Genomic DNA, 13,599 nt, shown 5'->3' on the forward strand with positions numbered 1-13,599 from the left:
GCGTGGAGAAGCTTTCGTGCGACACGGCAAGCTGAAACCCGGATACGAACAGCCAGAAAGCCTCACCCATGCCGGCTGGTCAACTGGCTACGGGTGGGACTGAAAGGGGCGTTGTCGGCGCTTCGCGCCGACTGCTCGGGAGACCTCCGGTCTCCCGGCGGCCTGCTACACGAAGGCGGGCGACGTAAGCACCACAGCCGAAGGCGAGGAGCGCAACGAGTCCCCCGAGTGTAGCAGGCCGGGGCTTTCTGGCTCTCAAACCTGCAACCACGGACGGAGGTGTAACATTACAAAAACTCCGCAGCTACCCGAGCGTCGGCGAGCGTGTTCACGTTGACCGCCACCCGGAAATCGTCGGTGAGCCACACGTCCTCGCCCGTCTCGCCGACGACGTTCACGCCGGTCGGCGCGACCTCGCGGCCCTCGCGCTCGAACGTGGTGTCGTCGCTGACGCCCAGCGCGCGCTTGCGGGCGGCCGGGACGAGCACCGACAGCGAGCCGCCGTCGTGGGCGTCGAGCGCGCGGTCGAGTACCGCGCCGTCGAGCAGCGGGAGGTCGGCGGCGACGGTGAGAACCGGCGTCGACACTCGCCCGTCGGCCAGCGCCGCGTCGAGGTCCGCGACGTACCCCTCGCCGGGCGTCTCGATACAGGGGCCGTCGAGGTGAGCCCGCGTCTCGGGCGCGGCGGGCGAGGTGACCGCGTAGGCGGTGTCGATACTGCTCCTGGCGAGTGCGTCGAGGACGCGGTCGACCATCGGGACCCCGCCGACACGGAACAGGGGTTTCTCCGCGTCGGTGTCGAGGCGCGTCCCGCGGCCGCCACACATCACCAGAGCGTCCACACCGACCCTCCCAGGAGGTGCCACGCGGCGACCGCGCCGTGTAGCGCTGCGACGCGGGCGAGTTCGTTCGTCGCGCCGAAGACGTCGCCACCGACGCCCCCGATCGCCCGCCGTGCCCACCGGCGGACCAGTAGCGCCAGGGCGAGGGCGGCGGCGAGGGCGACGGCGGTGACCGGGACGACGACGGCAGCTATCGGGAGGACCGCGGCGAGCGCGACCAGCAAATCGGCGGGACCGTTCCCGTCGAGTATCGTCGAACCGAAGCCCTCGTGGCTCGGCTCGCCCAGACAGGCCAGCGTCGCCATCGCGGCTTTCGCGCCGACCTCGCTCGCGACCACGGCGGCGACGGCGACGAGGAGCGGTAAGGTCGTCGCCGCCAGCAGGCCGAGCGCGAGCACAGCGAGGACAGTCCCGAGTGCCAGCACCGCACCGACGCCGACGGTCGTGTCCCGCATCACCTCGCGGCGCTCTGCCGGGGTGCCATGGACCGCCGCGGCGTCGCCCAGGTCTGCCAGCCCGTCGGCGTGGTTGACGCCGGTAACGATGACCACCGCGGCGAGAGCGGCGGCGGCGACGACGGGCCCGGGCAGGCGGCCGACCGCCAGAAACGGCAGCGCCACGAGCGCGCCGACGACATAGCCCGCGAGCGGGAACGCCGCCGGGGTCGCGGTAAAGGCCGCCCAGGCGTCCTCGTCGTGGCCGACGGGGAGCCGCGAAAGGAAACCGAGGGCGCCACGGAGCGCACTCAGAACCACAGTGTCACCTCCCCGAACGCGGCCAGGGCCAGGCCGGCGAGCGCGTAGCTGAGGACGCCCGCGACGGCCACGGCGCGGAGTCCGCGATGGGCGTCGGTCGCGTCCGGCAGGCCGGCCTCGGGATTGAGGACGTAGACGCCGGGTTTCTCCAGACGAACGGCCAACCCGGCGGCGGCGACGCCCATCGGCCATCCGGAGTTCGGCGAGGGGACACTGTCGAGCCACTCTCGCGTACGCGCGAGCGAACGTGGGTCCGCAAGCGCGAGCGCGAGCGCGAGCGCGCTTAGACGGGCCGGGAGCCACATCACGGCGTCGTCGAGGACGGCGGCGGGAGTGCCGACCCGCTTGTCGGGATAGCCAAGCATCGAGTCCATGGTGTTGACGGCCTTGACCCACGCCGCCGCCGCGGCCGCGAGGGGAAGCGGGTCGCGCCCGACGAGGGCGGCGACCGCCGCGGCGAGGACAAAGGCCGACAGCGGCGCGACCAGCCCGTCGGCCAAGTTCTCGGCGGCGCTCTCGACGGCCGCGCTGCGGAGCTGGCCGGGCGAGAGCGCGCTCGCGTCCCGCCCGGCGAGGGCGAGCAGCCCGTCGCGGGCCGCGTCGGGGTCGCTCTCGGAGTCGGCGACGACAGACCCGGCCGCGGCGAGCAGCCGCCGGAGGCTGGTCGAGAGGAACAGGACCAGCCCCGAAAGGGCGGCCCCGACGAGTGCCGACTGAGCCCCCGCGAGGGTGACGGCGGCCGCGGCGGCGCCCGCCACGGCGAGCGGGAGCGCGAGCGCGCCGAGCGCGCCCACGGCGAGCGGTCGGGCCCACTCGCGGTCAAGCGGCGCGACCAGCCGGCCAAACCAGGCGACGGGGTGGAACCGAGTCGGGGGTTCGCCGACGAGCGCTTCGAGGGCCCCCGCGACGAGGACCGGGACCGGCGTCACAGCCGACCCTCCCGGAGCTGCGCCGCGACAGTCGGGAGTGACGTGTCCGCGAGCAGGACCGACCGCGCGCCCGCCCGGTCCGCGCCGCCGTCGGTACGGGCGTCGTCGCCGACGTGGACCAGCGCCGAGAGGGGCGTATCGAGCGCGTCGGCCGTCGTCTCGAAGATTCGTGGGTGGGGCTTGCGCCAGCCCGCGCCCACGCTCGTCACGACAGCGTCGAGCGCGTCGCCGGCGAGGTCGGTACGAGCGAGCGTCCGCTCAACTAGACCCGGGACGCTGCAGTTCGAGCAGACCGCGACCGGGGCGCGGTCGGCCGCCGCGGCGAGCGCGTCCCGAGCGCCGTCGCGTCGGGCCACCGGCCCGTCGAAGGCGGCCAGGACGGCCTCGCGAGCGGTCGCTGCTGTGATCTCGACGCCGCGGCTGGCCAGGGCGAGCCGGACGTGTTCGTCCAGCGGTGCCTCCCGCCCGCGGTCGTACTCGCGGTGGGACGAGCGGTAGGCGGCCTCCCAGTCGTCGGGGACGCCGACCCCGCGCTCGGCGAGGCTGTCGGCCACGGCGTGCCAGGGCTCGTCGGGCCGGTCGGCCGCGACGAGCGTCCCGAACAGGTCGAACGAAACTGCCACGTCCGTGTGGTTACTGCAATCGCACTTGAACTGTGTGGTCACACCGGGGCGTCAGACGCCCGTCACCCATATACAGCAATTATTACATATCCTACCGGAAAAACTGTTAGCTTTCGTATATAGGTGGCGTCGTATACAGTTAGATTTCGTATGTTAATCGCTGTACTCCACCGGCCCAGTATAGACAGCAAGTCGAATCGTCTCCGCTTTTCGATACCGTAAATTCGGACGGAATAATGCTTCGTATACGTATAGGTCTGAGATCCGTGCCACGAGGCTGTCCAGACACTCCCCCGCCGGGTGGTGTGGAAAAATGGGCGAAGCCCGATAGCGAGGTGGACGTGCCAGTGTGGACGCCGACGGCTACTCGACCCATTCCGCACGGCGGATATCGTATCCGCCACAGTCCGGACAGGTGTGGTGCTGGAGGTCGAACGACGCCTCACATTTTAGACAGATGTACGGACATCCCGTGGGTTCCCCGAGGTGGGAAACGCTGCGTGCTTTGTCGAAGACTCCCATCGGCGACCACATGCGGTAGTCGGGCCATACGACCAAAAAGAGGGCAGATAGTTTATGCCAGTTTCAGCCGTCGCCGTCTTGCGGTTTGCTCGGGTGGCGCTCACAATCGTTCGGCCGACCGTCACTGCCGACAGACGGGCCGCCCGAGCCGTGGTCCCGCCGCGAGTGAGCGGCTGTCCCACACCCCACCGGCGGTACGTCAGATATGAGAGCTATTCGGGGCCGGATAACGCGCGGGCGCGACCAGATGGCCGAAGCCGAGCCAACCGCCGATCCGCGTAACACCGTACTACCGTCGATACGCTGTCCATACTGATACGATTAGTCGAGAGACGCTCCCGGAAGGGGGAACATGACCGCCGCGCTCATTCCGACTGGGTACGAAACGCAGGGCTACACGTGCGTTCGGTCCCTGTCACGCCACGGTATCGACACTATCATCGCGTCGGAGAAACCGAAGGTCCCGGCGGGCAAATCCCGGTACTGCACCGAAGCGCTCTCGGTCAGTGACCCGCGGCGGGACCTGCTCGCGTACCGGGACGACCTGCTCGAAATCGCTCGTCGGCCGGCGGTAACAACCGTGGTTCCGATCCGGCCGGACGGGGCCTATCTCCTCTCGCGTTATCGGGAGCAGTTCGGGGACGTGACTGACCTTTTCGTACCTCAGTTCGAACAGTTCCACACGGTTGCCGACAGACTACGACTCGTCGAGGCGGCCGAGAACGCGGGCGTCCCGGTCCCGACGACGGCCATGCTCGGCGACGTCGAGGAGTGGTCCGGCGAACAGATAGTCAAGTCGCGGTACAACGTTCTCGCCGAGGGCGTCCTCGCGGGCAGGGCTCCCGGGGATATGGCGGTCGAGAAGTCCCTGACACATCTCGCCGCCGGCGAGGCCCCCGACCCCGAGGCGCTGACGGCGACGATGGGCCACGAACCCATCGTCCAGGAGTATATCCCGTCGACGGCGGAGTACATGATCGGGGCCCTGTACGACCACGGCGAGCCGCTGGCGATGTTCCAGCACCGCCAGATTCGGGGCGACACGTACGCCGGCGGCGGCGGGGTCTACCGCGAGTCCGTCGCGATTCCCGAACTGGCAACGGTCGCGCGGGCGCTGCTCGACGAGCTCGACTGGCACGGACTGGCCTGCATCGAGTACATGCGCCACGAGGAGACGGGGGAGTTCTACCTCACCGAGATCAATCCCCGGATGTGGCAGTCGCTCCCGTCGACTGTCCGGGCCGGCGCCGACTTCCCGCTGTACTACTGGCTCGCCGCGGGCGGCCGGCAAGAGGAGATAGACTGCGACTACGAACTCGGCGTCGGGACGCATTCGCTCCACGGGGAGCTCCGGCACCTCCTGAGTATCGTCCGGTCCGACTCGTCGGTCGTGGCGAAACCACCCGTCACACGGCGGGCGCGGGAGATACTCGTCTCCTGCCTGCGCGAGCCCAACTTCGATTACCTCGCGCTCGACGACCCCGGGCCGTTCGTCCAGGGCCTCAGGAACGAACTGTCGAGACTCCGATGACGACAGCCCGGTCAGAGGGCACGCGTGACCGCTGAGTCCAAACTCCAGAGAGACACATCGCTCGAAGACGAGGCGCGAATCGAGTTGAACACTGTGAGACGGTCGCTCACGAGGCGGGGACAAGTCGATCTGCAATCAACTACGATTCGGCTGAAAACCAAGTCCGCCCTCCCCGATTTGAACGGGGGACAAGTCGATCTACAGTCGACTGCTCTACCAGTCTGAGCTAAGGGCGGTCTGCAGTCGAAAATACCCCGCCGTCCGGACTTAAGGGTTGTTATTCGCAGAAGGTTCGCGGTCCCGTGACATATGTGCGTTCGCACACAATATGTAAATCGGAGGTGAGCGTAGGGTGGGGTGTGCTTGGAGACTGTGACTACTGTGGTGACCCGCTCACCAGCGAGCTCCAGTCGGTGACCTGTGACCACTGCGGGGAAGGGTTCCACGTCGAGTGCGCCCGCGACGCGGGCGAGTTCTCGGTCACGGTCGAGTCGAAGCTTCTCAGCTCGAACAGCTACCGGATCGACTGCCCGTTCTGTGACCTCTCCTGGAGCGCCGGCTACGACCCGCGCTGACGCCGAGCCGACAGGCGTCAGACACAGCGGGAAGATTGAAATACCCGGGAGACGACCTGTAAGACGAGTCGGATGAGCAAGATAACCTTCCGCGCTGACGACGACCTCGTCGACCGCCTCGAGGAGTTCGACGCCTCGAAGAGCCAGGTCATGCGCGAGGCGCTCCGAGCGTATCTCGACGACGAGGCCGAGTCGACGTCGGACGCGGACGGGCCGGTGACAGACACCGAGAGCATCGACGCGCTCATCGCCGACCGCGTCGATGCGCTCATCGCCGACCGGCTGGGGCCACAGACGGCGAGAGGTCAGCCGCGGGACGTGAATGTAAACATCACCCTCGACGCCGGTAGCGGGACTGTAACCCGGGAACAGACCGGTAGCGGGCGTGCGTCGGACACGGGTGATGAGGGTGAGACGGCGGGTGTATCACACGAGTCCGAGAGTCGTAAGACAGCAGCCGACAGCCGTGAAAACGCGGCGACGAGCCATGAGAAGACGGGGTCGGAGACCGAGTCCGCGTGCGCCCAGTGTGGCGAGAACCTGGCTCCCTCCCACGTTTACTGCCCGAACTGCGGAGAGAAGGCGTCCCGGCGCGTGTTCTGTGACTGTGGCGACGAGATCCGCTCGGACTGGGGCTTCTGTCCGGGCTGTGGGCGACGGACCCCCGCAGCGGACGTGCTCGACCAGTCCAGAAGCGGCGCAAACAGGGAGTAGCACCGTCTTACTGACGTAAACGCACCGTTGTCATACACTCGGCGGAAGTTTTATTATCCCATAGTCTGTGGTACATCTTGCGTAAGACGGTCGTCTTACACAGCCGGGGTCGCGGCGGCATACCGGCCGCCGTCGGGCGATTTCGCTGTGTAAACAGACGTGCGGGCCGTAAACACGGCCCGTTTGGATCGTCTTACCCAAAGGGAAACAACCATGGAGCGTGTGACACTACGGATTCCGAAGCAGCAGATCGAAGAGGTCGAACAGATGGTCGAGACGGGGGAGTACCCCAACCGGAGCGAGGCGATCCGGTCGGCCGTCCGGGAGATGCTGTCCGAGCAGGAGGGCTCGGAACGCAGCTCCGAGAAAAACGAAAAGCGAACCTGGGCGAGGGTGTGACGATGCAGGATATCGTCAACGAAGCCCTGGAACGCGACGAACAGGAACAGCAGAAGCTGTCCGACGAGAACATCGACGGCTTCGGTGACCCCCGAATCGTCATCGTCGGCTGCGGTGGCGCCGGCAACAACACCGTCAACCGCCTGTACAACATCGGCGTCGAGGGCGCCGACACCGTGGCCATCAACACGGACAAACAGCATCTCAAGATGATAGAAGCCGACACGAAGATACTGGTCGGCAAGTCCCTCACCAACGGTCTGGGCGCGGGCGGCGACCCCTCGATGGGCGAGCGCGCGACCGAGATGGCACAGGGAACGATCAAGGAGGTGCTGGGCGATGCTGACCTGGTCTTCGTCACCGCGGGCATGGGTGGCGGGACCGGGACCGGCGCCGCGCCGGTCGTCTCGAAGATAGCCAAAGAGCAGGGCGCCATCGTCGTCGGCATGGTGTCGACGCCGTTCAACGTCGAGCGCGCCCGCACGGTGAAAGCCGAGGAGGGCCTGGAGAAGCTCCGCAACGAGGCCGACTCCATCATCGTGCTTGACAACAACCGGCTGCTTGACTACGTCCCGAACCTGCCCATCGGCAAGGCCTTCTCGGTGATGGACCAGATCATCGCCGAGACGGTCAAGGGCATCTCGGAGACCATCACCCAGCCGAGCCTCATCAACCTCGACTACGCCGACATGACTAGCATCATGAACCAGGGCGGCGTCGCGGTGATGCTGGTCGGCGAGACCCAGGACAAAAACAAGACCGAGGAAGTTGTCAAGGACGCGATGAACCACCCCCTGCTGGACGTGGACTACCGCGGCGCGAGCGGCGGGCTCGTCCACATCACCGGCGGTCCGGACCTCACGCTGAAGGAGGCAGAGGGCATCGCACAGAACATCACCGAGCGACTGGAGGCCAACGCCAACGTCATCTGGGGCGCCCGCATCCAGGAGGAGTACAAGGGCAAGGTCCGCGTCATGGCCATCATGACCGGCGTCCAGTCCGCACAGGTGCTTGGCCCGTCCACCCAGAAGCAGGCCAACAAGTCCCGCGAGGCAATCGAGGAGGTCGGCGACGACACCTCCTTCGACGCCTCCGAGAACTTCGAGGAGGCCAACGCCGGCGGCGCCGGGGGCAGCAGTGCCGGCTACGGCGAGACCGACGGCGGCCGCACGCCGAAAGAGAAGAACAACGGTCTCGACGTCATCCGGACGAACGAGTAGTCCCGACCCCGTTCTCCGTTTTCCAGCCGGTCCAGCGGTGCCGCTGTCGGACGGCTTGCCCCGTTCGCAGGCTGTTTGGCGGCGGGGGGCTCAGACTGCTTCGAGCGCCGCAATCAGGTTGCACTTCCGACAGATATCGCGAGCGGTGGGCGCACCGCAGTTGTCACACTCGCCGAAGTCTTTCTCACTGTCCTCGCCGCCGAAAGCGTCGGCCGCCAGCGCGGCGAGTTTCTCGTAGCCGGCCATGATGGAGTGGCGCGTACCGGGGTGGTTCTCCTCCAGTCCGAGCATGAGCTCCTGAATCTCGCCGCGGTAGGCCTCCGAGGCGTGGGGACACTCGGTGATGTGGGCCGGGAGGTCACGGAAGCGGGCGTAGAGTGCGATCTCTTTCTCGGGCACGTCACGCAGGGGCTTTGCTCTGGGGACGTGGTGGTCCTGGGGCTCGCGGGTCCGGTCGATGGGCGCGTCGCCGCCCTCGAAGGGACCCAGCGAGGCGTCGAAGTGTTTGGCTATCTGGTCGACGTCGCCCTCCAGGAAGTTCATCAGCGCCGTCTCGGCCTCGTCGTCCAGGTTGTGGCCGGTCAGCAGTTTGTCCGCCTCAAGCTCCTCGGCGTACCGCGAGAGGACGTCCCGACGGAAGACGCCACAGTAGGCACAGGCGGCCATCCCCTCGGGGTCGTCCTCGACGACATCGTCCATCTGGACGCCAAACTCCGACTCGTAGGAGACGACCTCGTGACGGATACCCAGCTCGTCGGTGAGTTCCTCGCACGCGTCGATACTCTTGTCGCGGTACCCCTCTATCCCCTCGTGGATGGAGAGTGCGACGAGTTCGATTCGGGGGTCCCGCTCGAAGACGTCGTGGAGGATGTGGGTGAGGACGACGCTGTCCTTGCCGCCCGAGAGCCCGATGACCCACGTCTCCGGGTCCTCGGGCGTCGCGTCGTCGGGGACGAGGCCGTCCTCGCGTACCCGCCGGCGCAGCCGCTTCTCGACGGCCCGACAGAGGTGGTCCTCACAGAGATAGAGGCCGGAGTAGGCCGCGTGCAACACCGCGTCGGACCCGCACTTGTCACACTCCATTAGGTAGGGGTACGTCCGGGTCGCCCTGAGGGTTTCGTCTCGCGCCTACAGCACCGTCGCCGTCTCGGACGTCCGTCGCACCGTTCCACCCTCGGGTTCGTACGCGAGCAGGTCGACCGCGGCCAGTTTGGGGAGGTCGGCGTGGTGGAGCGCGATAGCGAGGTCACTGGGCGTCGCGTCTGTCGCGTCGGTACCCACCAGTCGGTCGGCGAGCCGGGACAGCGACAGCGATTCCGTCTCGTCGACGATCGAGACCAGCGGGTACCGGTGTGAACGACCGAGCACCGCTGCAGCGGCCGCCCAGGTCGGGTGGTCCGGCTCGTCCAGCGGCGGGAACTGGACCTCGAAGCGATCCAGCGTCGTCGGCACGTACCGGACGAGCCCGCCGGGAGTGCAGGTGACCAGCCCCGCGTCAGCCAACCGTGGCAGGTGGCGGTGTTCGAACTGTCGGCGATACTGCCGTCGGTCGGCAGTGGTCACGGCCGAGCGCGCACAGCCACGCTCCGCCGCCGCGAGGGCGACCGCCAGGTCCCGGACGGTCGCCGGGCCGCCGCTGAGATGGCTGAGGAGTTCCCTCGCCCGTCGGTCGGCCAGCGTGGCGGACAGCCGGTGGCGGTCGGGACGAGAGCGCTGTAGGGTTTTCATTGGTTCCAGTACAGCCGCTCGGTGGATACGTCTCATGCCGGAAATCTGTGATGTCATAGCCAGGTCACTCGAAGACGGCATCGAGGAGCTTCGCCTCGGCCGCCCGGAGATGCTGGTGGAACGTGGAAGAACTCACGCCGAGCCGGTCGGCCACCGCCGGCCCGGAGCTCTCGCGGGGCCAGCTGAAATAGCCCATGAAGTACGCCGCGTCCAGCGCCGCCCGCTGGCGATCGGTCAGCGAGTCGGGGAACCGCGAGTCGAGTGAGCGGGTCGGCCGAGTCGTCTGTCGGCGGCGGAGCATCTCCATGTCGGGCTCGATGCTCGTGATTCGGTCGACTGCCCCGGAGACGTCCCCCTCGGCCGGGAAGTAGACGGTCACCGTCGTGCTGTCGCCGGTGATAGTCACGTTCGAGACGGAGCCACCGAGGCTCGCGACCGTCGAGAGGACCGGTGGGTCGACCAGTTTCAGTTCGAGTTCGCAGCCGTCGCTGGTCTCCCTGAGCACGGTGATGTCGTCGACACACCGGAGCGACGCCGTCTCCGTGAGTGTCTCTATCGCCTCGGGGCCGACATCAGTCGCCGTACAGTACACCAGAAACTCCCCGTCACCGAGCGACAGCGTACTGTCGAACTCGAACGAGCCGCTGACCGCCGCCGGCATACCGGTTCGGGAACCGGTGCCGTCGAGACGGAACGACAGTTCCACGACCTCGTCGGAGAGTAGCGCCTGCTTGCGCTCGACGGCGGCGATGGCGTGGCCGACTATCTCGCCGATACCCGCGAGCACCTCGCGCTCGGCCGCGCCGAAGGCACCGACCCGCTCGGAGTAGATACCGAGCACGCCGTACAGGGTCGACTCGAAGACAATCGGGATGACGGCCATCGAGCGGTAGCCGTAGTCGTCGGCCAGGTCCAGCCAGGGCTCGAAATCGGGGTCCGCGTAGACGTCCCGCGAAAGCTGCATCGCCTGTGTCCTGACCGCTCGGCCGGCGGGGCCCCGTCCGTTTGGCTCCCCCGGGTTCGAAGTGAGGTCAGCGTCGACCAGATAACCGTCACAGCCGTGTTCCGCTCGCGGAACGAGGTCGAGCGTGCACGGGTCTGTGGTTGCGATCCACGCGAACCGATAGGAGTCGGACGCGCTCAGTTGCTCACAGGTCGTCGCCTCGATCTCGGGCCGGGTCGACTGGTCGATGACGGCGTCGGTGAGCTGGCGAACGACGGCGTTGAGGGTGTTCAGCACGTCCATGTTGTCACGCTGGCTTTCGAGGAGCCGCTCGCGGTGTTTCCGGGCGGTGATATCCTGGAGGTAGCCACGGACCAACGCACGGCCGCCCTGGGAGATGGCTTCCCCCGAGACCTGTACCCAGCGGGTCTCGCCGGCCGCCGTCTGCAGACGAAGCTCCACGCTGTAGGGGGCGCCCGTCTCGACGCAGGTCTCGAACTGCTTTCGAATCGTCGGCCGGTCCTCGGGATGGAAAAAGTCCAGCGCCGACTCCAGCTCCGGTTCGTACCCGCTGTCGACGCCGTGAATCCGGCGAGCGCCGTCGGTCCAGAACAGCTCGCCGTCGTCGATGTCGTACTCCCAGGCGCCGACATCGCCCAGCCGCTCGGCGTCGGTCAACAGCTCCCTGAGCCGCCGCTGGTCCGGCAAGTCACCAGCAGCCGGGAGCCACCAGACGCGGGCGCCCGCGCCGACCTTCTTCGTTCGGAGCTCCCCGGCGTCTACGAGCTGTCGCAGGCGTTTGTGGGTGGCGCGGCGACCGCAGTCCAGTTCCGCAGCGACCTCCGGCGTGGTCCGTGGTGCCGTCGGCTCGTCGCTGTCGGTGAACACCCGCAGCGTCTTGGCGTATATGTCGTCGAGCGCCGGACGATATTCCATATAGTGTCAATATCGCTATATTATATAACCATTCCGCCGGTGGAACCGGCCACCCGAGGGCTACGTGGCCTCCCGGGACCCGCTATCCAAGAGTCCGGCAGGCCCCGCTTGGAGACTGTCGAGGACCGTTTCGGTGAGCGTCTCCCTGGCGGGCGAGGAGAACAGTTCGTGGCCGCCGTCGTACAGCCGGATGCGGTCGGCGGGCAGTCGGTGACCCACCGCCCGCGGGTCGACAATGGCGTCGGTGAGCGTACAGAGAGCCGCGGCGTCCTTGCGGGCCGGCGGGAGCCGTCGCTGTGCGCGGTCGACGGTCCGGAGGAAGGCGGGCGAGGCGGCCGTCGGGCCCTCCTCGACCTGCCGGTCGGTCGCCAGTTCGCCCAGTGCCTCGGCCCCGAGGTCGTCAAACGGGAGAAGCGGCGTCGATATCGGCAGGGACGTGAGCGCCCGGAAGACGGCGTCGGGCAGCGGGAAGTCGCTGCCCCACCACGGGCTGAGATAGACGCGGTTGCCCGCGCCGCCGGCGTCAAGGTGGGCAGTCGCCAGCCCGCCGGCGCTGTGGCCCAGGAGGTCAAAGCGGCCGAGGTCGGCCGCGTAGCGCTCCAGTGGCGCGACCCATTCGCGCTCGACATCGGTGATGTGTGTCGGCAGTTCGGCGACGTGGACGCGGTACCGCTCGGCGAGGCGGTCGACGAACCACTGGACGTTGTCGTGCCGACAGCGGTTCCCCCAGCCCAGCACGAACAGGCAGTCCCGCACGTCACCAGCGTCCCGACCGTCGTCGTACACCCGAATCTGCATATCCTGGCTTGGCCGGACGGGCTGAAAACTCCACTCCCCGCGGTCGCCGTCGTCGGGCACCAGTAGCCCACCGGAACCGCGGAGAGTCAGCGTTTTGCCCGCCGGCCCGCTATCCCGGGTAATGAGTATGGACCGTTCGGCCGCCGTCGCCCGCGTCGAGGAGATAGTCGAGACGGTCGAGTCCGAAACCATGCCGGTGCCGGTCCGGGAGGTGTGGGTGTACGGCGACGTGGCGCTGGGGCTTGACCCCATCGAGCGTCTGGACGTCTACGTCACCAAGGACATCCTGTTCAAGGACGCCCCCGACCGCAGCGAGGAGTTCCGGGCCAGCCACGGCGTCGACGGCGTCGGAAAGACAGTGCGGGCCGAGTGGGCCGACGAGTACCCCGACTATCTCCGGGCCAACGCCAGCGGCCACGCCGCCCCCGAGAAGTGTCTGGCCGCCCACCTCCTGCCCGACGACGCCGACGAGCCCATCCACCTGGAAGTGTGTAACGCCTCCTTCGACGACAACGTCACCCAGCGGCTGAAAGGCGCGATGGCCCGCGGGGACTACGAGCAGATTCTGGACCCCCGCGGCGCGTGTCTGTGGGTGGACGGGACACGCTCCGAGGACGCGTTTCAGAAGCTCCATGACGGCGAGTTCGTCCTGCCGACGCTGTCGGGGGCCCTGGAGATGCTGGGGATGGACGCCGACGAGGCCGACGAGGCGGCCGACGCCGTGCGGGCGTACCGGGAGCGACAGGAGGGGGCGACGGTTCGCGGGGACGTGGTGTAGGAGACACCGAGCGAAGCGAGGTGTCTCCGAACAGGCGAGCGGCGAAGCCGCGAGCAAGCGGGGTGCGAGCGAAGCGAGGTGTCTCCGAACAGGCGAGCGGCGAAGCCGCGAGCAAGCGGGGTGCGAGCGAAGCGAGGTGTCTCCGAACAGGCGAGCGGCGAAGCCGCGAGCAAAGCGAAACGGCGACCAGCGGGAGCCGTGGAGCAAAGCGTGAACCGCGGCGCAGTAGCAGGGACGAACGAACTACGGCAAAGCGAAGCGGGGGCGAACCGACCCGCGGCGCAGGCGACACCAGCGAGCGACGTG

General features: G+C 67.7%; 14 protein-coding genes and 1 tRNA gene. 6 read left to right on the forward strand and 9 right to left on the reverse strand.

Features of this window, described 5'->3' with window-relative positions:
* Positions 1-287 precede the first annotated feature (287 nt).
* The 4 genes from VJ162_RS07140 to VJ162_RS07155 are packed head-to-tail and all read right to left on the reverse strand — an operon-like array spanning position 288 to position 3,149.
* Positions 288-827, reverse strand: a complete 540-nt coding sequence (locus VJ162_RS07140) for an NTP transferase domain-containing protein (protein ID WP_324663703.1) — start codon at positions 825-827, stop codon at positions 288-290.
* Positions 827-1,597, reverse strand: a complete 771-nt coding sequence (cobS, locus tag VJ162_RS07145) for an adenosylcobinamide-GDP ribazoletransferase (protein ID WP_324663341.1) — start codon at positions 1,595-1,597, stop codon at positions 827-829. The genes VJ162_RS07140 and cobS overlap by 1 nt, the downstream gene beginning before the upstream one ends.
* Complete coding sequence (locus VJ162_RS07150) at positions 1,588-2,526, reverse strand: CobD/CbiB family cobalamin biosynthesis protein (RefSeq protein WP_324663342.1); 939 nt, start codon at positions 2,524-2,526, stop codon at positions 1,588-1,590. Before VJ162_RS07150 ends, cobS begins: the two co-directional genes overlap by 10 nt.
* The gene (locus VJ162_RS07155) at positions 2,523-3,149 is read right to left on the reverse strand and encodes an HAD family hydrolase (protein ID WP_324663343.1); all 627 of its coding nucleotides are present in this window, start codon (positions 3,147-3,149) and stop codon (positions 2,523-2,525) included. The genes VJ162_RS07150 and VJ162_RS07155 overlap by 4 nt, the downstream gene beginning before the upstream one ends.
* An 874-nt stretch (positions 3,150-4,023) precedes the next feature.
* Between VJ162_RS07155 and VJ162_RS07160 the strand changes: the two genes are divergently transcribed.
* Positions 4,024-5,202 carry a carboxylate--amine ligase gene (locus tag VJ162_RS07160; protein ID WP_324663344.1) on the forward strand — a complete coding sequence of 393 codons (1,179 nt, stop codon included), beginning with the start codon at positions 4,024-4,026 and terminating at the stop codon, positions 5,200-5,202.
* A 162-nt stretch (positions 5,203-5,364) separates the two neighbouring features.
* Here VJ162_RS07160 and VJ162_RS07165 read toward each other — a convergent pair.
* Positions 5,365-5,438, reverse strand: a tRNA-Tyr gene (locus VJ162_RS07165).
* A gap of 123 nt (positions 5,439-5,561) precedes the next feature.
* Between VJ162_RS07165 and VJ162_RS07170 the strand changes: the two genes are divergently transcribed.
* The 4 genes from VJ162_RS07170 to ftsZ all read left to right on the forward strand — a co-directional run bounded on the left by VJ162_RS07170 (position 5,562) and on the right by ftsZ (position 8,110).
* On the forward strand, positions 5,562-5,777 hold the full coding sequence (locus VJ162_RS07170) for a hypothetical protein (protein WP_324663346.1): 216 nt from the start codon (positions 5,562-5,564) through the stop codon (positions 5,775-5,777).
* Between the two features lie 72 nt (positions 5,778-5,849).
* Positions 5,850-6,491, forward strand: coding sequence for a double zinc ribbon domain-containing protein (locus tag VJ162_RS07175; protein ID WP_324663347.1), 642 nt, complete (start codon positions 5,850-5,852; stop codon positions 6,489-6,491).
* Positions 6,492-6,704: 213 nt separating this feature from the next.
* Positions 6,705-6,890 (forward strand): ribbon-helix-helix domain-containing protein, encoded by a 186-nt coding sequence (locus VJ162_RS07180; RefSeq protein ID WP_324663348.1) that lies wholly within the window; start codon positions 6,705-6,707, stop codon positions 6,888-6,890.
* A 2-nt stretch (positions 6,891-6,892) separates the two neighbouring features.
* On the forward strand, positions 6,893-8,110 hold the full coding sequence (gene ftsZ, locus VJ162_RS07185) for a cell division protein FtsZ (RefSeq protein ID WP_324663349.1): 1,218 nt from the start codon (positions 6,893-6,895) through the stop codon (positions 8,108-8,110).
* 90 nt (positions 8,111-8,200) lie between these two features.
* On the opposite strand, the gene ncsA is transcribed toward ftsZ, so the two are convergent.
* The 4 genes from ncsA to VJ162_RS07205 form a co-directional block, all read right to left on the reverse strand.
* A complete protein-coding gene (gene ncsA / locus VJ162_RS07190; RefSeq protein WP_324663350.1) occupies positions 8,201-9,193 on the reverse strand; it encodes a tRNA 2-thiolation protein NcsA in 993 nt (330 codons plus the stop codon).
* A 45-nt stretch (positions 9,194-9,238) separates the two neighbouring features.
* On the reverse strand, positions 9,239-9,838 hold the full coding sequence (locus VJ162_RS07195) for a DUF7344 domain-containing protein (protein WP_324663352.1): 600 nt from the start codon (positions 9,836-9,838) through the stop codon (positions 9,239-9,241).
* A 64-nt stretch (positions 9,839-9,902) separates the two neighbouring features.
* Positions 9,903-11,717: a bacterio-opsin activator domain-containing protein gene (locus VJ162_RS07200; RefSeq protein WP_324663353.1), complete on the reverse strand. Its 1,815-nt coding sequence runs from the start codon at positions 11,715-11,717 to the stop codon at positions 9,903-9,905.
* 60 nt (positions 11,718-11,777) lie between these two features.
* Positions 11,778-12,575 (reverse strand): alpha/beta hydrolase, encoded by a 798-nt coding sequence (locus VJ162_RS07205; RefSeq protein ID WP_324663354.1) that lies wholly within the window; start codon positions 12,573-12,575, stop codon positions 11,778-11,780.
* A gap of 67 nt (positions 12,576-12,642) precedes the next feature.
* Between VJ162_RS07205 and VJ162_RS07210 the strand changes: the two genes are divergently transcribed.
* Positions 12,643-13,293, forward strand: a complete 651-nt coding sequence (locus VJ162_RS07210; protein ID WP_407066843.1) for a DUF7095 family protein — start codon at positions 12,643-12,645, stop codon at positions 13,291-13,293.
* Positions 13,294-13,599: the final 306 nt, after the last annotated feature.

Source organism: Haloarcula sediminis, assembly GCF_035656455.1.
GTDB classification, from domain to species: Archaea; Halobacteriota; Halobacteria; order Halobacteriales; family Haloarculaceae; genus Haloarcula; species Haloarcula sediminis.

What these genes read in the sequence shown, in the direction of transcription:
- VJ162_RS07140 (WP_324663703.1), bottom strand. Translation starts at nt 827, where the DNA reads ATGTGTGGCGGCCGCGGGACGCGCCTCGACACCGACGCGGAGAAACCC.
- VJ162_RS07160 (WP_324663344.1), top strand. Translation starts at nt 4,024, where the DNA reads ATGACCGCCGCGCTCATTCCGACTGGGTACGAAACGCAGGGCTACACG.
- VJ162_RS07175 (WP_324663347.1), top strand. Translation starts at nt 5,850, where the DNA reads ATGAGCAAGATAACCTTCCGCGCTGACGACGACCTCGTCGACCGCCTC.
- VJ162_RS07180 (WP_324663348.1), top strand. Translation starts at nt 6,705, where the DNA reads ATGGAGCGTGTGACACTACGGATTCCGAAGCAGCAGATCGAAGAGGTC.
- ftsZ (WP_324663349.1), top strand. Translation starts at nt 6,893, where the DNA reads ATGCAGGATATCGTCAACGAAGCCCTGGAACGCGACGAACAGGAACAG.
- ncsA (WP_324663350.1), bottom strand. Translation starts at nt 9,193, where the DNA reads ATGGAGTGTGACAAGTGCGGGTCCGACGCGGTGTTGCACGCGGCCTAC.
- VJ162_RS07195 (WP_324663352.1), bottom strand. Translation starts at nt 9,838, where the DNA reads ATGAAAACCCTACAGCGCTCTCGTCCCGACCGCCACCGGCTGTCCGCC.
- VJ162_RS07200 (WP_324663353.1), bottom strand. Translation starts at nt 11,717, where the DNA reads ATGGAATATCGTCCGGCGCTCGACGACATATACGCCAAGACGCTGCGG.
- VJ162_RS07210 (WP_407066843.1), top strand. Translation starts at nt 12,643, where the DNA reads ATGGACCGTTCGGCCGCCGTCGCCCGCGTCGAGGAGATAGTCGAGACG.